Below are 24,844 nucleotides of genomic sequence, written 5' to 3'. Positions count from 1 at the left end.
ACCATGGCAACACCTCTCGTCGTTTCAGAAGTCGCCAAGAGCTTCACCATGCACCTGCGCGACGGCATCAAGCTGCCTGTCGTCTCCGATGTCTCCTTCTCGGTGGCTTCAGGCGAATGCGTCGTGCTCGGTGGCCCCTCGGGCATCGGTAAAAGCTCGCTGCTCAAGATGATCTACGGCAACTATGCCGTCGATACCGGACAGATCCTCGTCAATCACAAGGGCAAGATCGTCGATCTCGCCACCGCCGACCCTCGCACCATTCTCGATGTGCGGCGCCAGACGCTCGGCTATGTCAGCCAGTTCCTGCGCACCGTGCCGCGTGTTGCGGCACTCGATGTGGTCGCCGAACCCCTGCTCGCGCGTGGTGAAAATGCCGCGAGCGCCAGGGAAAAGGCCGCCACCCTGCTCGAAAAGCTCAATCTGCCGGAAGCGCTCTGGCAGCTGCCGCCCGCCACCTTTTCAGGCGGCGAGCAGCAGCGCGTCAACATCGCCCGCGGCTTCATTACCGATCACACGATCCTGCTGCTCGACGAGCCGACCGCTTCGCTCGACGCCAAGAACCGTGCCGTCGTCGTCGCCATGATCGAGGAAAAGAAGAAGGCGGGCGTCGCGCTGCTCGGCATCTTCCACGACGAGGAAGTGCGCGAGGCCGCCGCCGACCGCATTCTCGACGTTCAGCAATTCTCCCCCCGAAAGGCGATCGCAGCATGAGCCGCAAGCTGGGCACCGAGCCCTATTTTCACGAGACTGCCTCCGTCTCCAACTCGAGCTTCGGCCGCTATACGGAAGTATCCGAACGCTGCCGCATCAGCGAGGCGGAGTTCGGCGACTATTCCTACATCATGCAGGACGGCTCCATCTGGTGCGCAACGATCGGCAAATTCGTCAACATCGCCGCGGCAGTGCGCATCAATGCGACCAACCATCCGACCTGGCGCGCCACGCTGCACCACTTCACCTACCGCGCCGTCGATTACTGGCCGGATGCCGACATGGAGACGGAATTCTTCGAATGGCGCCGCTCCAATCGAGTCATCATCGGCAATGATGTCTGGATTGGCCATGGCGCGACGATCCTGCCCGGCGTGACGGTCGGCAATGGCGCCGTCATCGGCGCTGGCGCAGTCGTTTCGAAGGATGTCGCTCCCTACACGATCGTCGGCGGCGTGCCGGCCAAGCTCATCCGCGAACGCTTTCCGAAAGAGGTCGGGGAGCGCATGGACAGGCTTGCCTGGTGGGACTGGGAACACGACCGGCTGCGCGGCGCATTGGCAGATTTCCGGGCACTCGGAGCCGAAGACTTCCTCTCGCGCTACGGTGGCTAAGCTCAATGCTGCGGTGCAGAGTTTTGTGACAGGACTTACACAAAACTGACATGCGAGCTTCACGAAGCGGGACTAATGCCATCGCATAACAAGCCTGCAATGCGAGGGAAGAGCATGATGTTCGAGCTGAAGAATGTCACACGCCGGTTCGGAAAGAAGCTCGCTGTCGATTCCGTGACGCTGGACATTCCGCAGGGCCAGATGGTCGGGATCATCGGTCGTTCGGGCGCCGGCAAGTCCACGCTTCTGCGCATGATCAATCGCCTGCAGGAGCCCTCCTCCGGCACCATCCATTTCGGCGGTGTCGAGGTCTCCGGCCTTCGTGGCCAGGCCCTGCGCAGCTGGCAGCGCGACTGCGCGATGATCTTCCAGCAGTTCAACCTCGTGCCGCGCCTCGACGTGCTCACCAACGTCATGCTCGGCCGCCTGAACCATCGCTCGACGATCCTTAGCCTGCTCAACGTCTTCAGCCGTGAAGAGCGCATCCAGGCAATCGCGGCGCTCGAGCGCCTCGGCATCGAGCAGACGGCGCTGCAGGCCGCCGGCACGCTTTCGGGCGGCCAGCAGCAGCGCGTGGCGATCGCCCGCGCGCTGATGCAGAACCCGAAGATGGTTCTGGCCGACGAGCCGATCGCCTCGCTCGACCCGCTGAATGCAAAGATCGTCATGGATGCGCTGCGCGACATCAACGAGCGCGAGGGCATTACCGTCATCACCAACCTGCATACGCTGGATACGGCCCGCAACTATTGCGAACGCATCGTCGGCATGGCGGGCGGGCGCGTCGTTTTCGACGGCAAGCCCTCGGAACTGACCGCCGAGGCCGTGAAAGAAATCTACGGCACGGACAAGGACGGCGCGGGCATCGACGAAACGATGACCTCGACCGCAATCAACATGGCTCCGGAAGGAGCCGAAAACCAATCCGCCGGCAACCAACCGCTGGCGCTGGCCGGTCTGTGAGAGGGACGGCCGCGATCGAATGCCCGCGTCAAGGGCAGATTTCTTCGTATCTTCGTAACAAAAACGACCGGAGTCCCGGTCATTCAGGAGAGAACCCATGTTGAAGAAAGCACTTTTTGCGGCTACGGCGATCCTGTCGCTCGCAGCCGGCGCTGCCAATGCAGCTGACCTCAAGGAATTCCGCGTCGGCATCCTCGGCGGCGAAAACGAAACCGACCGCCTGCGCAACTACGCCTGCCTTGCAGACCACCTGAAGCAGGAATTCGGCTTCGAGAAGGTTTCGCTCTTCCCGGCCGCCGACTATGACGGCGTTATCCAGGGTCTGCTCGGCGGCACGCTCGACTTCGCCGAACTCGGCGCTTCCGGCTACGCATCCGTTTACATCAAGGACCCGAAGGCTGTTACGCCGATCCTGACGACGCAGCAGAAGGACGGTTCCACGGGTTACTACTCGATCGGTCTCGCTCTGAAGTCCTCCGGCATCAAGACGATCAAGGACGCCAAGGGCAAGAAGCTCGGCTACGCCGATCCGGACTCCACCTCGGGCTACCTCGTTCCGCTGACGCAGATCCCGAAGGACACCGGCATGCCGAACGACAAGTTCTTCGCTTCCACGCAGTTCAACGGTGGCCACGAGAACAACCTGCTCGCTGCCTACGACGGCAAGGTCGACGTTGCCGTTGACGATTCTTCTGGTATCGGCGACTTCAAGGACGGCTACACCTCCGGTACCTTCCGCAAGGAAGTCGACAAGGGCGCCGTCGACCCGAACAAGCTGGTTGAAGTATGGCGTTCGCCGCTGATCCCGAACGGCCCGCTCGTCGTTCGCAACGCTCTCGGCGAAGAGTGGCAGAAGAAGCTCACCGCCTTCTTCACGGCCCTGCCGGAGAAGGATCACAAGTGCTTCGCAGCTATCGAAGGCGGCGACTACAAGGGCTACGCCCCGGTCAAGCACGACTTCTACAATGCTGTCGTAGAAGTTCGTAAGGCTGCCATCGGCGGCTGATTGCGCCATGCGTGCACAGGGCGGTCGGCAACGGCCGCCCTTTTTCTTATGACCGGGCGAGGCGTTCATGACTATTGCCGATACACAGCCGCATGTGCCGATGCAGAGCACGAAGGAAATCGCCACCGCCTGGGACAAGATGATCGCCAGACGGCGTTTCTACACCATCCTCGGCCTGGTGATCCTCATCGCGGCCTTCCTCAGCTCCGTGCGCTTTGCCGACGAGAGCAATGCCGGTCACTTCTTCGAGCGCCTGCCGCATCTCTTTGATTTCCTGAGCTGGCTCATTCCCAAAGACTGGACCGATGTCTGGCGCGCGCTTTTCGATATTGCGAGCCCGAATGACAAGGGTGGTGAAGAATTCAACTTCGCCAATGGCCGCGTCTATGTCTGGGGCAGTTTCTATATCCCTGAATATTTCGAGCTGATGATCGTCACGATCAATATCGCGCTCGTCTCGACCATCATCGCCTTCGTCTTCGCCGTTCCGCTCAGCTTCTTTGCGGCGCGCAATCTGACGAAGAACTGGCCGCTGCGCATCTTTACCAAGCGCATCATGGAATTCCTGCGCGCCTTCCCGGAAATCGTTATCGCCGGCCTGTTTTCGGCGATCCTGTCGATCGGACCGGTGGCGGCCATCATCGCGATCACGCTCCACACGATCGGCGCACTTGGCAAGCTCTTCTATGAAGTCGCCGAAAACATCGACATGAAACCGGACGAGGGCATGCGGGCCGTCGGCGCCAACTGGCTGGAGCGCGTGCGCTTTGCCGCGCTGCCGCAGGTGATGCCGAACTACGCGTCCTATGCGCTGCTGCGCCTCGAAATCAACGTGCGCGCATCGACGATCATCGGCGCCGTCGGCGGCGGCGGTATCGGCGAAGAGCTCAAGCTCTCCATTTCCCGCGGCTTCGGCGCGAAGACGGTCGCTCTCGTGCTCCTGCTCTTCATCACGATCGTTGCCGTCGATCAGTTCTCTGCCTGGCTGCGCCGCCGTCTTGTCGGCGAACACGCCTTCCTCCTGCAACATTGAGGCTGCCATGACGGTCATCGACGCAAACCGCATGCATGAGATCGAAACGCGCTACCCGGAATATTTTCACCGGTCCTTTCGCCAGCGTTTCGGCGGCCTGCTCATCGTCCTCGCCACGATCCTCTACGGCATTTATGCCGTCTGGTTCTTCGACCTGCCGAAGCTCATCGCCGAAGCCCATTGGGAACGCTTCGGCATCTACATGAGCCAGTGGATCAGCTATGACGTGCAGCCGGAATTCCGTATCCAGGACGACGGCACGATCCAGACGCGCTACCCGCGCTTCTCGCCCCTTGGCGACGATCCGCATCCGGATTGGCTGAAAACCAACACGGATGGCAGCATCACGGTTCTCGTCGGCGGCAGCGGTCGCACGGTGACGGTCAGCAAGAGCCAGACGACGATCGTTGCCCATGGCATCACGGTGCCGGTCGATGTCAGCAGCGGCGCGCCGAAGGTCGTCGGTCCGGTTCCGGGCTGGGTGACTGTTTATGACGACAACGTGCTCGCCAATCTTGGTTTTGCCGGGGATGTCAGCATTTCCGTCGATCGCGTGAAGGTGCGCAAGCGCCTCATCGGCTGGGCGAATTTCATCTTCGATACGCAGTCGCCCTTCTTCGACAAGCCGGCAAGCGAGGTCATCAGTCTCATCGTCTCCGGCCCGCGCCTCCATCCCGACCAGTCGAACCTGTCGCTCGCTTTCGACAATATCTGGAACAATAGCGAATGGCAGCATGGCGATGTCTGGACCAAGCTGTTCCAGACCATCGTGATGGCCTTCCTCGGCACGCTGCTGGGCTCGCTTGCAGCCTTCCCGCTCGCCTTCATGGCAGCACGCAACATCACGCCCAACAGGTTCCTCAATCAGGCCCTGAAGCGGTTCTTCGACTTCCTGCGTTCGGTCGACATGCTGATCTGGGCGCTGTTCCTGACGCGCGCCTTCGGTCCCGGCCCGCTCGCCGGTTCCGGCGCCATCTTCCTCACGGAGACGGGCACGCTCGGCAAGCTCTACTCGGAAGGTCTCGAAAACATCGACAACAAACCGCGCGAAGGTGTGAAGTCGACGGGCGCTTCGACGGTGCTGGTGCATCGCTACGGCATCATGCCGCAGATCGTCCCCGTTATCGTCAGCCAGACGCTTTATCAGTGGGAATCGAACGTTCGCGGCGCGACGATCATCGGCGCCGTCGGTGCCGGCGGTATCGGCCTCAAGCTCTGGGAAGCCATGCGCACCAATTCCAATTGGGAAAACGTCGCCTACATGGTCATCCTGATCCTGATCGTCGTCTTCCTGTTCGATACAGCATCGAATGCGCTGCGCCATCGCCTGATGGGCACCAAGGCCGGTCACTAAGCCGAAGTAAAGATGATGACGGGCTGCCGTCATCATCATTCTGTCATGGAAATCTTTTAGCCGGAGCGTGCTTGCGGTTCGCCGCCAAATCACTGCACATTGCGCTCCCCATTCGGACGATCTCCAGGATAAACGCCTTGCGCTACGCTCTCTATTTTTCGCCGTCCAAGGATGATCCCCTGACGGATGCGGCCTCCGTCTGGCTTGGCCGCGATGCCTTTACCGGCGAGACCTATCCTGCGCCCGACCACGAGACGCTGCCCGCTCACGAACAATTCGAACTGACGGCCGATCCACGCCGGTACGGGTTTCATGCGACGATCAAAGCGCCCTTCGAGCTTGCCTCCTCCGTGACCGAAAAGGACCTGATGGCGGTCATCGAAGATTTCGCCGCCAAGACGCCGGCTTTTGAAATCCCGGAACTGGTGCTGGGCCAGCTTGGTCGCTTCTTCGCGCTTGTGCCGGGTTCGCTACACCAGCCGCTTCAGGATTTCGCAGCAAAGGTGGTAAAGTCTTTCGAGCCATTCCGGGCGGCGCTTTCCGAGGCCGATATTATCAGGCGCAAACCGGAAAGGCTTTCCGAGAGCCAGCGCAATAATCTCATGCGCTGGGGCTATCCATATGTCATGGATGACTTCGGCTTCCATATGACGCTGACCGGCCAGGTGCCGGAAGAGCGCGCGGAAGTGATGAAGGCGGTCCTGACGGAGCGTTTTGCAGCTTTCACCGGCAGGCCGCTTCACATTTCCGGCCTTGCCGTCTTTCGCGAGGAGGCGCGCGGCGCGCCTTTCAAAGTCCACACATGGCTGCCTCTTGCTGGCGCCAAAAGCTGAAAGATCTCCTGACATGAGCAAAGAAACCGTTCTTTCAAATGCCCGCATCGTTCTCGAAGACGATATTCTTTCGGGTTCTATCCTGATCCGCGACGGCAAGATCGCCGATATTTCAAAAGGCAATTCGGTAGCCGGCGAAGACTTTGAGGGCGATTACATCATTCCCGGCCTCGTCGAGCTGCATACGGACCATCTGGAAGGCCACTATTCGCCGCGTCCGGGCATCCGCTGGAACAAGACGGCGGCCATCCAGGCCCATGACGCGCAGATCGTCACCTCTGGTATCACCACGGTCTTCGACTGCCTGCGCATGGGTGCCGACGAAGACGGCGGCTTCGAGCACGGCGAGATGCGCGAGATGGCCGATGCCATCCAGTCCGCCGAAAAGGAAGGGCGCCTGCGCGCCGAGCATCTCCTCCATCTGCGTTGCGAAGTTTCGGCCGACAACGTGCTGCAGCACTTCGCCGATTTCGAAAACGACCCCTATGTCCGTCTCGTCTCGCTGATGGACCACGCGCCCGGCCAGCGCCAGTTCCAGACAATGGACCAGTACATCTTTTACTATCAGAAGAAGCGCGGTCTTTCCGATGAGGAATTCGCCCGCTTCTGCGCCAGACGCATCGCCGAATCCGATCGCAATTCGACACCAAATCGCGACGCGATCTCCAAGGTCTGCGCCGAACGCGGCATCACCGTTGCGAGCCATGACGACGCCACATCTTCCCATGTCGATGAAGCGATTGAAAACGGCGTTCGCCTGGCCGAATTCCCGACCAGCGTCGACGCAGCCCGGCTGTCGCATGAAAACGGCATGAGCGTTCTGATGGGCGCGCCGAACATCGTGCGCGGCAAATCGCACTCCGGCAATATCGCCGCGCGTGATCTGGCGCAGCTCGGCGTTCTCGACGTGCTTTCGTCCGACTATGTGCCCCTCAGCCTGCTGCATGCACCCTTCATTCTTGCCGACGAGGTTGAGGGCATTACCTTGTCGAAGGCAATTGCAATGGTGACGGCAACGCCGGCGCGCACCGTCAGCCTCAACGATCGCGGCCGCATCGAAACCGGCCTGCGTGCCGATCTCGTCCGCGTCCACCGCTCGCATGGCGTACCGGTGACTCGTTCCGTTTGGCGTGAAGGACGCCGTGTCGCATGATGATGTCACACGAACCCCATCCGGGCGCCGGTGCCGAACGCGGCATCATGGTCGTCGTCGTCGGTCCGAGCGGGGCTGGCAAGGACACGCTGATGAACCTCGCGGCGCGGCATTTCGATCGCCGCGAAGACGTGCATTTTGCCCGCCGCGTCATCACTCGTGACGGCGATGCCGGCGGAGAAGAGCATCTCGCCGTTTCGGATGCCGGATTCGCATCGATGGAGCAGGCCGGCGCCTTTGCCGTCTGGTGGGAGGCGCATGGTCTCAAATACGCCATTCCGGCGGAGGTTTCCGTAGCGCTTTCCAAGGGCCACATTGTCGTTGCGAATGGTTCGCGTTCGGCCTTGCACCGTTTCCAGGCAGCCTTTCCGCGGCTGAAGGTCATCAATGTGACCGCTCGCCCGGAAGTGCTGGCCAGCCGCCTGGAAGCACGCGGCCGCGAGACGCACGAGGACATCATGGCCCGCCTCGCCCGCGGCCCGCTGACGGTGCGCGGCGATTACGATGTCGTGGAGCTCGACAACAGCGACTCGCTGGAAGAAGCCGAGCGCAAGATGATCGATATCCTGGATGGTTTCCTGAAGGAAATCGTCTGAACGAGACAGGAAACGGGAATGGCTATTCGTGTCGTCGACTATGACCGGGAATGGCCGTCTCTCTTCCGTCAGATCGTCGGCGAGCTTGAGCCGTTTCTCGCCGATCTCACCCCCGTCTTTCATCATGTTGGCAGCACATCCGTCCCCGGACTGGCGGCCAAGCCGAAGATCGACCTGCACGCCGCCTTTGCAAATGCGGATGTGCTTCCCGAGGCGATCGAACGGGTGCAATCGCTCGACGCCTACACCTTCCATGGCGACAAGTACCAGCAGCAGACCTGGACCTTCACCAGCGGCAAGGGCTCGTATGGCGCGCGGCTCTATCTATGCTCGACGTATAACGCCGTGCTGCGAGACCGGATCTCGTTTCGCGACTATCTGCGCTCACATCCAGAAAGAGCAGAGGCCTATGCCGCCCTCAAGATGAAGCTCATGGGCGAGGCAAATGACGATTGGGATTATTATACCGGCGGCAAGCGTGACTTCGTGCTGGAGACGCTGCGGCTGGCCTCTGAAGAAGGATAACCAGCCGCGATCCGATTATTCGCCGTCGCCGCGCCCCGAGACAATTTCACGCTTGCCGACATGGTTTGCCGGGCCGACGAGCCCTTCCTTCTCCATGCGCTCGACCAGCGAGGCGGCGCGGTTGTAGCCGATGCCGAGGCGGCGCTGGATATAGGAGGTCGAGCACTTCTTGTCGCGCATGACGACCTTGACGGCCTGCTGGTAGAGCTCGTCGCCATCCTCAGCGCCCATGGCGCTCTTGTCGAAGACGGCGCCGTCCTCTTCATCCTCGCCTTCTTCTTCCTCGCCGGCCGTGACCGTATCGAGATATTCCGGCCGGCCCTGCGTCTTCAGGTGTGCCACGACCTTCTCGACTTCCGCGTCGGAAACGAAGGGGCCGTGGACACGGGAAATGCGGCCGCCGCCCTGCATATGCAGCATGTCGCCCTGGCCGAGCAGCTGTTCGGCGCCCTGTTCGCCGAGGATCGTGCGGCTGTCGATCTTCGAGGTCACCTGGAAGGAGATGCGGGTCGGGAAGTTCGCCTTGATCGTGCCGGTGATGACGTCGACCGATGGACGCTGGGTTGCCATGATGAGATGGATGCCGGCGGCACGCGCCATCTGCGCAAGGCGCTGGATCGCGCCTTCGATCTCCTTGCCGGCGACCATCATCAGGTCGGCCATTTCGTCGACGATGACGACGATATAGGGCATCGGCGCAAGGTCCAGCTCCTGCTGCTCCTCGATCGGCGCACCGGTCTGACGGTCGAAACCAACCTGGACCATGATATGGATGGTCTCGCCCTTCTCACGGGCCTGGGAGACGCGGCCGTTATAGCCGTCGATATTGCGCACGCCGAGGCGCGACATTTTGCGGTACCGCTCTTCCATCTCGCGCACCGCCCATTTCAGCGCCATGACGGCCTTCTTGGGATCAGTGACGACTGGTGTCAGCAGGTGGGGAATGCCGTCATAGACGGAGAGTTCCAGCATCTTGGGATCGACCATGATCAGGCGGCACTGTTCCGGTGTCATCCGGTAGAGCAGCGACAGGATCATGGTGTTGATGGCGACGGATTTGCCCGAGCCGGTGGTGCCGGCGACGAGCAGATGCGGCATCTTGGCGAGTTCGGCGATCACGGGCTCACCACCGATCGTCTTGCCGAGGCCGAGCGCCAGCTTGTAGCCGCTCTTATCGAAATCGTCGCTCTCGATCATCTCGCGGAAATAGACGGTTTCGCGCGTCGCATTCGGCAATTCGATGCCGATGACGTTGCGGCCGGGAACGACAGCCACGCGGGCGGACAGTGCCGACATCGAGCGGGCGATATCATCGGCAAGGCCGATGACGCGGGATGACTTTACGCCCGGCGCCGGCTCAAATTCATAGAGGGTGACAACCGGACCGGGGCGGACATGGATGATCTCGCCCTTGATGCCGAAATCTTCCAGCACGCTTTCCAGAAGGCCAGCATTCTGCTCCAGTGTTTCCTGCGACATGATCTCGCCGAGCCGCTCCGGCGGCTCCTGCAGCAGAGCGCGCGGCGGGAATTCGTAGCCGGATGCATCGACCTTCTCGACGATCATGCGGGCCGGACGAACCGGGGACAGTGCAGGTGCGGCGATCTCGACACGCGACGCGGGCCGGACATCTGCCGGTGCCTGGTTCGACTGAACCACAGGCGGCTGAACTACTGGAGCCTGACCTGCTGGGGCCCGAACTATCGGAGCCTGAGCGGTCGGAGTTGAGGCGATTGGAGTTGGGGCGACCGGAGCCGGAGCAACGCGGACAGCCGGAGGACGTGCGGGGCGGGGCGCGGGTGCAGTGGGCAGCGTTGCGCGCGGTGCCACCGGCGCCGGATTATGCCGGCCCGGGCGCCATTCCATGATGCGGAAGCGCGAGGTGATCGATTCGGGTTCGGCCTGCTGCAATGCGACGACCGGGGTACGCGACGGACTGACATCTGCCTCCTCGAAGGCCATGACTTCCCAGAAGGCGAAATCCGAAATGGAGGAAAGCTCCGTTGCGGCGCGTAGCGTGGTTTCCACGGGAATTGCGGCAACGGGCTGCGGCTGAGGTTCCGGCGCGACGATCGGTTCGGCGACCTCGGGCAGATAGATATCGAAGGGCACGTTCACCGTGATCGGCGCGCGCATCTGCGGTGCTGCTAAGGGTTGCGGCGCTGCTACGGCCTGCGGAGGAGGCACGACGATTTCCTCACGGCCTGGCTCTTCCGGCGCGCGGCGCTTGCTGATCAGCGTTTCCGGCGTGCGGGTGAAGCGGACGTTCGGGGCGAGCGAGAAATTGCTCTGCCAGAGCGGCGGCACCGGCTTTTCGCCCTCATATTCCACGGGTGCATTTTCCACGGGATGTTCAGCTTCAAGTCCGGAAGAGAAATCTCCGGCATCCGTCAAATTGGTTCTAGGAAAACGCATGCGACAGTTACTCACTCACGCTTGGTAAATTCTGACATCCTTCCGGATAGGAAATGAAGGTTAATAAGTTCCTTCCAGCCGTCTCGTTCCGGGACGACCAAAAAGACGAAACCTCATTGGTTTCAGAGATTTGACTCTTCAGGAAAAATCTTTGAGGCAATCTGACGAAGCGCCTAAAGCGCGGCGCGATCTTTCGGATTCGCTTGCCGCACTTTGGGCTTTCGTTTTCGCATGTCGTTGGCGCAAAACCGCTACACAGTTTTGCGCGACATGCTTTAGTGCGCTTCGTCCCAATTGGTGGCAGCGCGGGCGTCGACGCGAAGCGGCACGCGCATTTCAAGCGCCGGCGAGGTGGCGTTTTCCATGACAGAGACGATGATCGGCATCGCCTTTTCGACATCCCCGTCTTCGACCTCGAAGATCAATTCATCATGCACCTGCAAGAGCATGCGCACCCGATCGGCAAGGCCGGCCTCGGCGAGCGCCGGCTCGATCTTGATCATGGCGCGGCGGATGACATCGGCGGCCGACCCCTGGATCGGCGCATTGATGGCCGCGCGTTCGTTGAAGGCGCGGACGGAAGGATTCGACGAGCGGATTTCCGGATAATTGATTCGGCGGCCGAAGATCGTCTCGACGTAGCCCTTGTCACGGGCCATCTGCTTGCGGCTTTCCATGTAATCGCGGATGCCGGGAAAGCGTTCGAAATATTTCTTGATGTAGTCGCCGGCTTCTGAGCGCTCGATGGAAAGCTGGTTGGCGAGGCCGAAGGCCGAGATGCCATAGATGATGCCGAAGTTGATGGCCTTAGCGCGGCGGCGCACCTCGCCCGGCATGCCTTCGACGGGCACACCGAACATTTCGGAGGCGGTCATGGCGTGGATGTCTATGCCGTCTTCGAAAGCGCGCACGAGCTGCGGGATTTCGGCGACATGGGCAAGCACGCGCAGCTCGATCTGGCTGTAGTCGGCCGAGATCAGCTTGTGACCCGGCGACGAAATGAAGGCGGTGCGGATCTTGCGGCCTTCAGCGGTGCGCACCGGAATGTTCTGAAGGTTCGGCTCCGAGGAGGAAAGACGGCCTGTTGTCGTCGATGCCAGCGAATAGGAGGTGTGCACCCGTTTCGTTTCCGGATGGATGTAACCCGGAAGCGCATCCGTATACGTGGACTTCAGCTTGGTGAGCTGGCGCCAGTCGACGATCTTGCGGGGCAGCTCGAAGCCGGCTGCCGCCAGGTCTTCCAGCACGCTTGCCGAGGTCGACCATTGGCCGGTCTTGGTCTTGGTGCCGCCGGCAAGACCCATCTTGCCGAACAGGATGTCGCCAAGCTGCTTGGGAGAGCCGATATTAAACCTCTCGCCGGCAAGCTGATAGATTTCATCCTCGTATCTGGCTGCACCCTGGGCCAATTCGCCCGAGAGGCGCGAAAGGATCTGGCGGTCGACCGTGATGCCGCGCGCTTCCATCCGCGCCAGAACCGGCACGAGCGGACGTTCCAGGCGCTCATAGACGCGCGTCAGCTGGGTGGCGGCAAGGCGCGGCTTCAGCACCATCCAGAGGCGCAACGTGACATCGGCGTCTTCGGCGGCATAGTGCGTGGCGCGCTCGATATCGACGAGGTCGAAGGTGACGTTCGACTTGCCGGAGCCGGCGACATCCTTGTAGGCGATCGGTGTGTGGCCGAGGAACTTTTCCGACAGCGGGTCCATGCCATGCGCGCCGGTGCCGGCATCAAGCACGTAGGATATCAGCATCGTATCGTCGAAACTCTTCGTCTCGATGCCGTAGCGCTTCATCAGCAGGTAGTCGTATTTCAGGTTCTGCGCCACCTTGAGGATCGATTCATCCTCCAGCAGTGCCTTCAGCCGCGACAGCGCATCGCCCATCGGGATCTGGTTGTCGGCAAGGCCGCCGCCGAGCAGGTCACCGAAGCCCGTCTTGTGGCCGATCGGCACATAAGCGGCGCGAATGCGCGTGCCTGTCGGATCGGCGGTGTTGTCGGCAATCGCCAGGGAGAAGCCGACGAGCTCGGCCTGCATCGCGTCGAGCGAGGTCGTTTCCGTATCGAAGGCGACAAGGCCGGTATCCCGCGCGTCGGCGATCCATTGGTCGAGGGTCGCAAGGTCACGGATCGTCACATAGGAGGAATGGTCGAACGGCAGGGTCGCAAAGGCCTCCGCACGTGCCTTGGCGAGGTCGGCCGGCGCAAACGTGCCTTCGACCGCAGCTTTCGCCTTCGCCCGTGGCGGAACGGCGACGGCTTCCCCACCCACGTCAGGCACAGCGCCGGCGACAGGCTTCGGCTCCTCAGCGTCGAGATCCGGGCCATGCGCATCCGCACCCCATTCGATCTTCACGAAGGCTGGCTCGATCTCACTGGCATCGCAATTGCAGAACTCTGCGACACGGCGCGTCAGCGTCGTGAACTCCATGGTTTTCAGGAAGCCGATCAGCTTGGGACCGTTCTGTGGCTCCAGGACGAGCGCGTCGAGATCGAGTCCCAGCGGTACGTCGGTGCGAAGGCGTACCAGCTCGCGGGACAGCTTTGCCTTGTCGATGTTTTCGAGAATGGTCTGGCGGCGCTTTTCCTGCTTGATCTCATGGGCACGCTCGAGAAGCGTATCGAGATCGCCATATTCGGCGAGAAGCTGGGCGGCCGTCTTCGGGCCGATGCCGGGAATGCCGGGAACATTGTCGACGGAATCGCCGGTCATCGCCTGCAGGTCGATCATCTTTTCCGGCGGCACGCCCCATTTCTCGATGACATCGGGGATGCTGATCTGCTTGTCCTTCATGCTGTCGTACATGTGGACATTCAAGGTGACGAGCTGCATCAGATCCTTGTCGGAGGAGACGATCGTCACGTCGGCGCCGACGGCTTCGGCCTGGCGGGCATAGGTCGCGATGATGTCGTCAGCCTCGAAACCTTCCGTCTCGATGCAGGGCAGATTGAAGGCGCGCGTCGCTTCGCGGATCAGGCCGAACTGCGGCACCAGCTCTTCGGGCGGCGCCGAACGGTTCGCCTTATAGGCGTCATAGAGATCCTTGCGGAAGGTCTTCGACGAGTAATCGAAAATGACGGCAAGATGGGTGGGCGTGGCAGCCACGTCGGTACCGCGTGCATCCCTCAGCAGCTTCCAAAGCATGTTGCAGAAACCGGAGACCGCGCCGACCGGCAGGCCGTCGGATTTGCGTGTCAGCGGGGGCAAAGCGTGAAAGGCCCGGAAGATGAAACCCGAACCGTCGATAAGGAAGAGGTGATCGCCTTTTTTCATGGCAGCATGGATAGCGCGGCGGCCTTTCAAGGTCCATATAAACTTGGGTGCGCAAAAAGATTCCGCCTCACCAAACTGTTACCAATTTGTAATAGGCGGTTTTTTCTCTTTCCCTTGAAAAACCACATTTTCAATCACAAATCAGACCTACCGGCGTTTGATCGCGCCGCGGGTCTGATAGCCGGCTTGTCCCCCGCCGCGTCAGGCTTGGACAAAGGCCTCATCCCCCTCTCCGGGCCTTTGTCCCCATTTTCAAGCCGCCATGGCCACCCTCCAGGCCATGGCGGCTTTGTTTTTCAGCCAATCGCTTCACCTCTCGAAAATTTAAGAGCCTGCCGCATATGTTTTGATGGATCGTATGCGATTTGTTGCATTGTCTACTGCACGATTTTGAGCCTAATTTACAATCATGGGATTTAATCGAATGGATTCCGGCGCCTACCTTGCCAGCCAGCTGGCCAAGGGTTTTGCCCGCTCGCTGCATCAGCGCGCGGCAGGACTCGGTTTTTCTCCCGGCCAGTTCCCGATACTTCTGGAACTTTGGGCCGAAGACGGGCTCACCCAGAAGCAGCTTCTGGAGCGCGTCGATATCGAACAAGCGACGATGGCCAACACGCTCTCCCGCATGGTGCGCGACGGGCTGATCGAGCGGCGCCCGCACCCAACCGACAAACGCGCCCAACTGATCTTCCTCTCCGAGAAAGCCAAGGCGATGGAGGCTGAGGCCATCGATACGGCGCGCGAGGCCGATCTTGCGCTCTTCAAGGGCTTCCGGGTCTTCGAGCGGGAGCTGATGCTCGAATATATCCGGCGGCTCATCAACAACGCCAAGGCACTCTGAATCGCTCTGGGGCGGCGTGATTGCGCTTGAGTTTTACTACGTTGACCTCGGCATGCCGGCAATCCGCGCCCACTCTGGCTCAGCGACCTGCAGAGCCTGGCGAAACGTCATGATGGGCGAGATGCTCGCTCATCTCTTCGGCGCGCCTGTGCTGGGTGAGGTCACGAACGACGAGAACATCGCAATGGCGCCCGCGATAGACGATCCGCCGTGTGACGACCTCGACACGGATCTGCCTCTCATCCTTGGCAATCAACAGCATTTCCCGGTGATCACTCTCCTGCTCAACTTGGATGAGAGACAGGACGGCAGAGGGAATGTTGCCAGCGAGTTCCGCAAGCTTCCAGCCAGATAGGGCCAGGAAGCGCTCATTGGTGTCGATGATCCTGCCTTCGCGCAGGATGACGAGGCCCTCCTGCGAAACGTTGGCAAGGCCGCGAAGATCGGTCAGATGGCTTTCCAGGAAGACTGCGCCGAAAGCCATGAGGATGAGGCCGGTTGCGACAACCATGACGATCACCGCAAGCACCTCGGGCTGAAGCGCCATCGCGGGCACCTCGCGCGTCGGGTCGGGCACCAGCGTGATGCTGCTCATCGAGATGAAATGCAGCGTGCAGATCGCCAGCACAAAGGCGCCGGAGGAGGCGGCGAAGCGTTTGATGCCTTTCAACTGGAAGAAGACGAGGAAGGCTACCGTCGCCAGAACCGCGCAGGAGCAGAAAGCAACGACCGACGTGAAGGCATCATAGACGATGACGGCCGGGGCCTCGATCGCCTGCATGCCAGTCATATGCATGGCCGTGATACCAAGCGCCATCAGCAAGCCACTAAAAGCAAGGGAATAGCCGGTCCTGCCCTCCGACGCGATCAGTATGGCCACCCAGGAGCCGAAAATCGACAGGAATACCGAGAGAAAAGTGAGGCGCAGATCGTAGCTGATCGGCATGCCGCCATCATAGGCGAGCATCGCGATGAAATGCGTTGCCCATACGCCCACGCCGCAGGCAAAGGCTGACGTGCCGATCCAGAGCTTTTTCTGGCCGACATCGCATTCCTGGGCACGGAAAAGAAGGAGCATGGTCGTCAGGCTGCCAACGAGGCAGACGATCACAGCGGCAATGACGAGCCGCCAGTCATGATTATCCCTGATGCAGGCAATAACCGAGAACATTCGCCACCTCGAAAGTCGACCTCTGCGCGATGTTATTTAGATTATACTAAATAACCGTAAATTGCATTATTCATCATCACTTTATCTATTGTAGCATTTAGTGCCAACATAACATCTTGAAATTTGACGCTCGAAACCGCAGCCGATTGGGTCTATCGTCCGGCCGAATTTCAGAAGGAGTCGGAAATGACCGAACTAAATCCCATCCTTGCGCGTGCCGACAAGAATCTCGATTCAAGCCTCGAAAAGCTGTTCGAGCTCTTGCGCATCAAGTCGATCTCGACCGATCCGGCCTATAAGGCCGAATGCCGCAAGGCAGCCGAGTGGCTGGTAGACTATCTCAAGACGCTTGGCTTTGATGCCTCGGTTCGCGATACGCCCGGCCACCCGATGGTGGTCGCCCATCACGAAGGCGCCTCGGCTGATGCGCCCCACGTCTTGTTCTACGGTCACTATGACGTGCAGCCAGTCGATCCGATCGAGCTCTGGGAAAACGACCCCTTCTCTCCCGCCGTCAAGGATGCCGGCAACGGCCGCAAGATCCTGACCGGCCGCGGCACTGCCGACGACAAGGGCCAGCTGATGACCTTCGTCGAGGCCTGCCGCGCCTATAAGGAGATCAACGGCGCGCTTCCCTGCCGCGTCACCATTCTTTTCGAAGGCGAGGAAGAATCCGGTTCGCCGTCGCTGAAGCCGTTCCTCGAAGCCAATGCCACTGAGCTCAAGGCCGATTACGCCCTCGTCTGCGACACGAGCATGTGGGATCGCGATACGCCGGCAATCGCGGCCGCTCTTCGCGGCCTTGTCGGTGAAGAAATCGTGGTGACGGCTGCCGACCGCGACCTGCATTCCGGCCTGTTCGGCGGTGCCGCCGCCAACCCGATCCATATTCTCGTGGAAGCGCTTGCCGGCCTGCATGACGAGACCGGCCGCATTACACTTAAAGGCTTCTACGACGGTGTGGAGGAAACGCCCGCCAACATCAAGGCATCCTGGGAGGCGCTTGGCAAGTCGGCGGAAAACTTCCTCGGCGAAGTCGGCCTCTCCATTCCCTCGGGCGAAAAGGGCCGTTCGGTCCTGGAACTCACCTGGGCGCGCCCGACGGCCGAGGTCAACGGCATCTGGGGCGGCTATACCGGTGAAGGCTTCAAGACCGTCATTGCCGCAAAGGCATCGGCGAAAGTTTCCTTCCGCCTCGTCGGCACGCAGGATCCGGCAGCGATCCGCGAAAGCTTCCGCAACTACGTTCGCTCGAAGATCCCGGCCGACTGCTCGGTCGAGTTCCATCCGCATGGCGCCTCGCCGGCCATTCATCTTTCCTATGACTCGCCTGTTCTGACCAAGGCGCGCAACGCGCTTTCCGATGAATGGCCGAAGCCTGCCATTGTCATCGGCATGGGTGGCTCGATCCCGATCGTCGGAGATTTTCAGAAAATGCTCGGCATGGAATCCCTGCTCGTCGGCTTCGGCCTTTCCGATGACCGTATCCATTCGCCGAACGAAAAGTACGAGCTCGCCTCCTACCACAAGGGCATCCGCTCCTGGGTGCGTATCCTTGCTGCACTGAAGGCTTGAAATAAAAAAGGCGTGCCCGCGGTCTGCGCGGCACGCCATCCGAAATCTGCAAACAAAAAGGCCGGGGCAAACCGGCCTTCCGTTATCCGCCTCATCTCAGTGCCAGTACATCCGTGGTCAAAGGAGAAGCGGATAGTGCACAGCCAGAGTGATCCCGAAAGGTTTACTGCCGGTAAACGGCTAGTCCGACCAGATCGCGGAAACGATACGACGGATAACGCGTACAACATTTCCGGGCTGCGATTTCTGAAACCTTATATCGGAAGCCGCCTTTCACATTTCAAGGCCCCGTGAAAAACCTCGATCGCCGTCACCTTCAGCGTCGGCCCCTATTGGGATCGTTATTACCGCAATCGCGACTTCTACCGTGATCGCGACCGCTGGCGCCGCGGGCCGGACTATTATCGCGATCGCGAGCCTTATCGCCCCTTAAGAAAAGGACCCGACGTATCTGGTGATACGCCGGGCCTGATATCGATCGGCACGTGTTGAGGGGAGACGGCCGATCTGAGCGGAACGTGAGGGGTATGTCCCGCTCTCGATAAAACTGCTGCGAAGCCTATTGGTTCCCTCACCAGCCAGAAGATGTGCGACGCTGGGTCGCCAGCAAGTCGCGCATCTCTGCATAAGGGCCAAGCAGCATTTTCAGCCGGCTCTCCTCCACCCTGTCGAGGCGATAATGCTGCGCAAAGGCATGCACGCTCCAGACTTCGCGGAGGCGAGCTTCGTCCATCTTGTCGGGATCGATCGTCATTTTCTGCCTGATATTGCGCTCTGCTTCTTTGGAGGAGCGAAGTCGCGGCGATATATGTCAGTTTTGTGACACTCACAATGAATGGCAGCCATGTGGGAAAGTCATGGCTGGCTGACGGAAAAAATGCAGGCAGGGAGAGTACTTGGCCGTATTGGTATTGTTCTTAACAGCCCGTTAATTCGCCGCATTTACAATTCAATCGGATAAAACCGTTGCCTGGGGGCGCGGTCTTAGAGCAAGGGTTCAGCCGCTCCACGATGGTAGCCAGACGCAGATCAGACGACAGGATCGAACCGTCCTTCAACGGCCGCGGCGGCCGTGAGGAGGACGACGAATTCGCGCTCGATGCCGACGACCGCATCGACGGGCGGCACGGCTCCAAGCGTCCATCGCGATCGCCTGCTCCCCGCCGCACACCGGCAAAGCGCCGTCCCGAGCCGCGCGAGCGCGAAGGCGGCGGGCTGTTCGCGTTCCTGCGCAGGGTCATCTACTGGTGCATCGTGCTTGGCATCTGGGTCGGCATCGGTGTTGCCGGCCTCGTATTCTATTATGGTTCGCGCATGCCGAGCGCCAGCACCTGGGCAATCCCGGAACGGCCGCCAAACGTCAAGATCACCGCCGTAGACGGCAGCGCGATCGCCAACCGCGGTGCGACCGGCGGCGAGGAGCTGTCGCTGGAGAACATGTCTCCCTATATTCCGGAAGCGATCATCGCCATCGAAGACCGGCGCTTCTATTCGCATTTCGGCGTCGACCCGTTCGGGCTGGCGCGCGCCTTCGTCAACAATGCGACCGGCCAGCCGATCCAGGGCGGCTCGACGCTGACGCAGCAGCTTGCCAAGAACCTGTTCCTCTCGCCCGAGCGCACGCTCGAGCGCAAGGTGCAGGAGGTGCTGCTCTCCTTCTGGCTGGAACAGAAATACACCAAGGACCAGATCCTGGCGATGTATCTGAACCGCGTCTATTTCGGCTCGAACGCCTATGGCGTGGAAGCGGCTGCCCGGCGCTATTTCAACAAGTCGGCGCGCGATGTGAACCTTGGCGAAGCAGCCCTGCTTGCGGGCCTTGTGAAAGCGCCGTCCCGCCTTTCGCCGGCCCGTGATCCGGAGGCAGCAAATGCCCGCGCGCAGATCGTACTGCAGGCCATGCGCGACCAGGGCTATATCAGCGACGGCGAGATCAAGACGGCGATGTCGCAAACACCGGCTTCTGCCCGCAGCTACTGGTCGGGTGCCGGACAATATGTCGCCGATATGGTGATGGACGAGCTGCAGGGGCTGGTCGGAGACGTGAAGGAAGACGTCATCGTCGATACGACCATCGACAAGAACCTCGAAAAGAAGGCAGAGCAGTCGCTGGTCGATGTGCTCGACAAGGAAGGCGGCAAATTCGATGCATCGCAGGCCGCCCTCGTCTCGATCGACGGTACGGGCGCGATCCGGGCGCTGGTCGGCGGCAGGGATTATGCGACGAGCCAGTTCAACCGCGCCGTCAAGGCCAAGCGCCAGCCGGGTTCCTCCTTCAAACCCTTCGTCTATGCCGCCGCGCTCGAAAAGGGCCTGACGCCCGACTCCGTCTTCAACGATGCGCCGATCCGCATCGGCGACTGGACGCCGGAAAATTATGAGAAGAAATATAATGGCCAGGTGACGCTGCGCACGGCGCTTGCCAAGTCGCTGAACACGGTTGCGGCGCAGCTCGTCATGTATGACGGGCCGGATCAGGTGATCAAACTCGCCCATCGCCTCGGCATCGAATCAGACCTGCAGCCCAATGCCTCGATCGCGCTCGGCACCTCCGAAGTCTCTCTCATGGAACTGACGGCCTCCTATGCCGCCTTTATGAACGGTGGCTACAAGGCTACCCCGCATGTGATCCGCCGGGTGACCACCACCGACGGCAAGGTGCTTTACGAGAACACCTATGACAATCCGCCGCGCGTGCTTTCCGAGCAGATCGTTGCCGAAATGAACATGATGATGATGGGCGTCATCAACGGCGGCACAGGCTCGAGCGCCAAGCTTCCCGGCTGGCAGGCAGCGGGCAAGACCGGTACGACACAGAATTCGCGCGATGCGCTGTTCGTCGGCTTCACCAGCAATCTGACGACGGGCGTGTGGTTCGGCAATGACGATGGCACGCCAATGAAGAAGGTGACCGGCGGCGGGCTCCCGGCCAAGGCCTGGAAGGAATTCATGGTCGCCGCGCATAAGGGGCTTTCGCCGGCACCGCTTTTCGGCATGGGCCAGACATTCTCCGACCCTGGAACCGATCCCGCCAACGGCCAACCGATGGCGCAGGCGCAGCCGGCACCTGAGCAGCCTTCGACGGTCGGGAGCATCATTTCCGGGGTCTTCGGCGGCAATGCCGACCTCAACCGCTATCCGCCGGCACCCGGACAGCGGCAGACGGCGATGCCGGTGAATGGCGGCCCCGTGCCGCCTGCCGATGTCGCCGGCGGCGGTTACGACGACATGGTGCCGCCCGGTGATGTCGGCGGACCGCAGGCAACATCAGGGGCGCAGCCACGTCGCACGACCCTTCTCGATCTCATCATGGGGCAATAGGAGACAGTAGACAGTATTGAGACCGGATAAGACGCCTTGCAGGAGCACGGCCCGCGCAAGGCTCGACGTGCAAGAATTGCACGGTTTGGACGTGCAAAGCAGACCCTTTTCCGGCTACTGTAAAAATTGAAGGCAACACATTCGTTTTGCTGGATTCCGGGCCATTTCTCGCCTTGCAGTCCAGAAAACCGCTCCTTATATACGCCGCATCACCGCAATCACGATTGCGTAATCTTAGTAGACCCATCCCGTAAGGGGCTGTCAGGGAAATGCCTTACCGGGGTTCCGACAGCTTGCTTCAAGGAGAGAATGACATGGCAAAAGTAATTGGTATCGACCTTGGAACGACAAATTCCTGCGTCGCGGTCATGGACGGCAAGGACGCAAAGGTCATCGAGAACGCAGAAGGCGCGCGTACGACCCCTTCCATGGTGGCATTTTCCGATGATGGCGAACGCCTCGTCGGCCAGCCGGCCAAGCGCCAGGCGGTCACCAACCCCACGAATACCCTCTTCGCCGTAAAGCGCCTCATCGGCCGCCGCTACGAAGATCCGACCGTCGAGAAGGACAAGCACCTCGTTCCCTTCACAATCGTCAAGGGCGACAATGGCGACGCCTGGGTCGAAGCCAACGGCAAGGGCTACTCGCCTGCACAGATTTCCGCGATGATCCTTCAAAAGATGAAGGAAACCGCCGAATCCTACCTCGGTGAAAAGGTCGAAAAGGCCGTCATCACGGTTCCTGCATATTTCAACGACGCGCAGCGCCAGGCAACCAAGGATGCCGGCCGCATTGCAGGTCTTGAAGTGCTCCGCATCATCAACGAGCCGACTGCTGCTGCTCTCGCCTATGGCCTCGACAAGAAGGACGGCAAGACGATCGCCGTCTACGACCTTGGCGGCGGTACCTTCGACATCTCGATCCTCGAGATCGGCGACGGCGTCTTCGAAGTGAAGTCCACCAACGGTGATACCTTCCTCGGCGGTGAAGACTTCGACATGCGTCTCGTCGAATATCTCGTTGCCGAGTTCAAAAAGGACAACGGCATCGACTTGAAGAACGACAAGCTCGCCCTGCAGCGCCTCAAGGAAGCTGCTGAAAAGGCAAAGATCGAGCTATCCTCTTCGCAGCAGACCGAAATCAACCTGCCGTTCATCACGGCCGATGCTTCCGGCCCGAAGCACCTGACGCTGAAGCTGACCCGCGCCAAGCTCGAAAGCTTGGTCGACGATCTCGTCCAGCGCACGATCGCTCCGTGCAAGGCAGCCCTCAAGGATGCAGGCGTCACCGCTGCCGAAATCGACGAAGTCGTTCTCGTCGGCGGCATGAGCCGCATGCCGAAGGTACAGGAAGTCGTCAAGCAGCTGTTCGGCAAGGAACCGCATAAGGGTGTCAACCCGGATGAAGTCGTCGCTCTCGGCGCCGCCATCCAGGCCGGCGTTCTCCAGGGCGACGTCAAGGACGTTCTGCTTCTCGACGTAACCCCGCTGTCTCTCGGCATCGAAACGCTCGGCGGCGTCTTCACCCGTCTGATCGAACGTAACACGACGATCCCGACGAAGAAGAGCCAGACCTTCTCGACCGCCGACGACAACCAGCAGGCCGTCACCATCCGCGTCTCGCAGGGCGAGCGTGAAATGGCTGCCGACAACAAGCTGCTCGGCCAGTTCGACCTCGTTGGCCTGCCGCCGGCACCGCGCGGCGTTCCGCAGATCGAAGTCACCTTCGACATCGACGCGAACGGCATCGTGCAGGTTTCGGCCAAGGACAAGGGCACCGGCAAGGAACAGCAGATCCGCATCCAGGCTTCCGGTGGTCTTTCGGACGCCGACATCGAGAAGATGGTCAAGGACGCAGAATCGCATGCTGCCGAAGACAAGAAGCGCCGCGAAGGTGTGGAAGCCAAGAACCAGGCCGAAAGCCTTGTTCATTCCACCGAAAAGTCGCTCAAGGATTATGGTGACAAGGTTTCCGAAGCCGACCGCACCGCGATCTCCGATGCGATTGCCGCTCTGAAGTCCGCGACTGAAGCAACCGATGCCGACGCCGAAGACATCAAGGCCAAGACCCAGACGCTGATGGAAGTTTCCATGAAGCTCGGCCAGGCGATCTATGAAGCCCAGCAGACCGAAGGCGGCGCGACCGACGCTTCGGCTGAGGATGACAATGTCGTCGATGCCGACTACGAAGAAGTCAAGGACGACGACCGCAAGAAGTCCGCTTAATCAGCGGACTGGCGGCCTACGCTAGACGATAGACATCCGGCTGCTCACCATGGCAGCCGGAAATCCATTTCCGGGGCTTAAATTGGCAAAAGCGGACTTTTACGAAACTCTGGGTGTAGCCAAGACGGCGGATGAAAAAGAGCTGAAAAGCGCCTTCCGCAAGCTGGCGATGAAATTCCATCCGGACAAGAACCCGGATGACAAAGACGCCGAACGCAAGTTCAAGGAAATCAACGAAGCCTACGAGACGCTGAAGGACCCGCAAAAGCGCGCTGCCTACGATCGCTATGGCCATGCGGCCTTCGAACATGGCGGCATGGGCGGTCCCGGCGGCTTCGGCGGTGGCGCCGGATTTGCCGGTGGCGGCTTCTCCGACATTTTCGAGGACATTTTCGGCGAGATGATGGGCGGTGGCCGCGGACGGCAGCGCTCTTCGGGCGGTCGCGAACGCGGCGCCGACCTTCGCTACAATATGGAAATCTCGCTGGAAGAGGCTTTCTCGGGCAAGACGGCACAGATCCGTGTTCCGACGTCGATTACCTGCGACGTCTGTTCCGGCTCCGGCGCCAAGCCGGGCACGCAGCCGAAGACCTGCGGCACCTGTCAGGGCTCCGGTCGTGTCCGCGCCGCACAGGGCTTCTTTTCGATCGAGCGCACCTGCCCGACCTGTCATGGTCGCGGCCAGATCATTCCCGATCCGTGCCCGAAGTGCCACGGCCAGGGCCGTGTGACCGAAGAGCGTTCGCTCTCGGTCAACATCCCTGCCGGCATCGAGGACGGCACCCGCATTCGCCTGCAGGGCGAAGGCGAGGCCGGTACGCGTGGTGGCCCGGCGGGCGATCTCTATATCTTCCTGTCGGTGAAGCCGCATGAGTTCTATCAGCGCGACGGAGCCGATCTCTATTGCGCCGTGCCGATCTCCATGACGACGGCAGCGCTCGGCGGTACCTTCGATGTGGCGACGCTCGACGGCACCAAGTCGCGCGTCACCGTTCCCGAGGGCACGCAGGCAGGCAAACAGTTCCGCCTGAAGGGCAAGGGCATGCCGGTGCTGCGTTCCAGCCAGACCGGCGATCTCTACATCCAGATCCAGATCGAGACGCCGCAGAAGCTCTCCAAGCGCCAGCGCGAGCTTCTTCAGGAATTCGAGCAGCTCTCCTCCAAGGAGAACAATCCGGAATCGACGGGCTTTTTTGCCCGGATGAAGGAATTCTTCGAGGGCTAATCTCG

The 24,844-nt window shown here is 60.7% G+C and carries 18 protein-coding genes and 2 pseudogenes; 16 read left to right on the top strand and 4 right to left on the bottom strand.

The window, feature by feature from the left end:
• Positions 1-3: 3 nt before the first annotated feature.
• From phnL to PMI11_RS04655, 10 genes are all read left to right on the top strand, one after another.
• Positions 4-714: a phosphonate C-P lyase system protein PhnL gene (gene phnL, locus PMI11_RS04700; RefSeq protein WP_007813935.1), complete on the top strand. Its 711-nt coding sequence runs from the start codon at positions 4-6 to the stop codon at positions 712-714.
• Positions 711-1,328, top strand: a complete 618-nt coding sequence (locus PMI11_RS04695; RefSeq protein ID WP_007813934.1) for a DapH/DapD/GlmU-related protein — start codon at positions 711-713, stop codon at positions 1,326-1,328. Before phnL ends, PMI11_RS04695 begins: the two co-directional genes overlap by 4 nt.
• Positions 1,329-1,445: 117 nt before the next feature.
• Positions 1,446-2,291, top strand: a complete 846-nt coding sequence (gene phnC / locus PMI11_RS04690; protein ID WP_037070690.1) for a phosphonate ABC transporter ATP-binding protein — start codon at positions 1,446-1,448, stop codon at positions 2,289-2,291.
• A gap of 97 nt (positions 2,292-2,388) precedes the next feature.
• Entirely contained in the window at positions 2,389-3,297 is a 909-nt protein-coding gene (phnD, locus tag PMI11_RS04685) for a phosphonate ABC transporter substrate-binding protein (protein ID WP_007813929.1), read from the top strand.
• A 67-nt stretch (positions 3,298-3,364) separates the two neighbouring features.
• Positions 3,365-4,330 carry a phosphonate ABC transporter, permease protein PhnE gene (gene phnE, locus PMI11_RS04680; RefSeq protein ID WP_007813927.1) on the top strand — a complete coding sequence of 322 codons (966 nt, stop codon included), beginning with the start codon at positions 3,365-3,367 and terminating at the stop codon, positions 4,328-4,330.
• A gap of 7 nt (positions 4,331-4,337) precedes the next feature.
• A complete protein-coding gene (phnE, locus tag PMI11_RS04675; protein ID WP_007813924.1) occupies positions 4,338-5,684 on the top strand; it encodes a phosphonate ABC transporter, permease protein PhnE in 1,347 nt (448 codons plus the stop codon).
• Positions 5,685-5,821: 137 nt separating this feature from the next.
• On the top strand, positions 5,822-6,517 hold the full coding sequence (locus tag PMI11_RS04670) for a DUF1045 domain-containing protein (RefSeq protein WP_037070687.1): 696 nt from the start codon (positions 5,822-5,824) through the stop codon (positions 6,515-6,517).
• Between the two features lie 13 nt (positions 6,518-6,530).
• Complete coding sequence (locus PMI11_RS04665) at positions 6,531-7,670, top strand: alpha-D-ribose 1-methylphosphonate 5-triphosphate diphosphatase (protein WP_007813920.1); 1,140 nt, start codon at positions 6,531-6,533, stop codon at positions 7,668-7,670.
• Positions 7,670-8,266: a phosphonate metabolism protein/1,5-bisphosphokinase (PRPP-forming) PhnN gene (gene phnN / locus PMI11_RS04660; protein WP_037070704.1), complete on the top strand. Its 597-nt coding sequence runs from the start codon at positions 7,670-7,672 to the stop codon at positions 8,264-8,266. Before PMI11_RS04665 ends, phnN begins: the two co-directional genes overlap by 1 nt.
• A gap of 18 nt (positions 8,267-8,284) precedes the next feature.
• Positions 8,285-8,791, top strand: coding sequence for a GrpB family protein (locus PMI11_RS04655; protein ID WP_007813916.1), 507 nt, complete (start codon positions 8,285-8,287; stop codon positions 8,789-8,791).
• 15 nt (positions 8,792-8,806) lie between these two features.
• Here PMI11_RS04655 and PMI11_RS04650 read toward each other — a convergent pair whose 3' ends face one another.
• Together PMI11_RS04650 and polA are read right to left on the bottom strand one after the other, a co-directional pair.
• On the bottom strand, positions 8,807-11,206 hold the full coding sequence (locus tag PMI11_RS04650; RefSeq protein ID WP_007813913.1) for a DNA translocase FtsK: 2,400 nt from the start codon (positions 11,204-11,206) through the stop codon (positions 8,807-8,809).
• Positions 11,207-11,481: 275 nt separating this feature from the next.
• A complete protein-coding gene (gene polA, locus PMI11_RS04645; protein ID WP_007813911.1) occupies positions 11,482-14,481 on the bottom strand; it encodes a DNA polymerase I in 3,000 nt (999 codons plus the stop codon).
• Between the two features lie 424 nt (positions 14,482-14,905).
• On the opposite strand from polA, the gene PMI11_RS04640 reads away from it, so the two are divergent.
• Entirely contained in the window at positions 14,906-15,322 is a 417-nt protein-coding gene (locus PMI11_RS04640) for a MarR family winged helix-turn-helix transcriptional regulator (protein ID WP_007813909.1), read from the top strand.
• A 103-nt stretch (positions 15,323-15,425) separates the two neighbouring features.
• Here PMI11_RS04640 and PMI11_RS04635 read toward each other — a convergent pair.
• Positions 15,426-16,493 (bottom strand): annotated as a pseudogene (locus PMI11_RS04635) (MHYT domain-containing protein); the annotation flags it as partial.
• Positions 16,494-16,679: 186 nt separating this feature from the next.
• Between PMI11_RS04635 and PMI11_RS04630 the strand changes: the two are divergent.
• Entirely contained in the window at positions 16,680-18,068 is a 1,389-nt protein-coding gene (locus PMI11_RS04630) for a dipeptidase (RefSeq protein ID WP_007813905.1), read from the top strand.
• A gap of 303 nt (positions 18,069-18,371) precedes the next feature.
• A pseudogene (locus PMI11_RS37225) lies at positions 18,372-18,497 on the top strand (SH3 domain-containing protein); the annotation flags it as partial.
• A 142-nt stretch (positions 18,498-18,639) separates the two neighbouring features.
• On the opposite strand, the gene PMI11_RS04625 reads toward PMI11_RS37225, so the two are convergent.
• Entirely contained in the window at positions 18,640-18,822 is a 183-nt protein-coding gene (locus PMI11_RS04625) for a hypothetical protein (RefSeq protein ID WP_007813904.1), read from the bottom strand.
• A gap of 257 nt (positions 18,823-19,079) precedes the next feature.
• Here PMI11_RS04625 and PMI11_RS04620 point away from each other — a divergent pair, with 257 nt between their 5' ends.
• The 3 genes from PMI11_RS04620 to dnaJ all read left to right on the top strand — a co-directional run bounded on the left by PMI11_RS04620 (position 19,080) and on the right by dnaJ (position 24,839).
• Complete coding sequence (locus PMI11_RS04620; protein ID WP_007813902.1) at positions 19,080-21,389, top strand: transglycosylase domain-containing protein; 2,310 nt, start codon at positions 19,080-19,082, stop codon at positions 21,387-21,389.
• Positions 21,390-21,703: 314 nt separating this feature from the next.
• Complete coding sequence (dnaK, locus tag PMI11_RS04615; protein WP_007813900.1) at positions 21,704-23,614, top strand: molecular chaperone DnaK; 1,911 nt, start codon at positions 21,704-21,706, stop codon at positions 23,612-23,614.
• Positions 23,615-23,696: 82 nt separating this feature from the next.
• Entirely contained in the window at positions 23,697-24,839 is a 1,143-nt protein-coding gene (dnaJ, locus tag PMI11_RS04610) for a molecular chaperone DnaJ (RefSeq protein WP_037070684.1), read from the top strand.
• Positions 24,840-24,844: the final 5 nt, after the last annotated feature.

This window comes from Rhizobium sp. CF142 (assembly GCF_000281145.1).
Lineage (GTDB): Bacteria > Pseudomonadota > Alphaproteobacteria > Rhizobiales > Rhizobiaceae > Rhizobium.
This window is presented reverse-complemented; position numbering and strand designations above follow the sequence as displayed.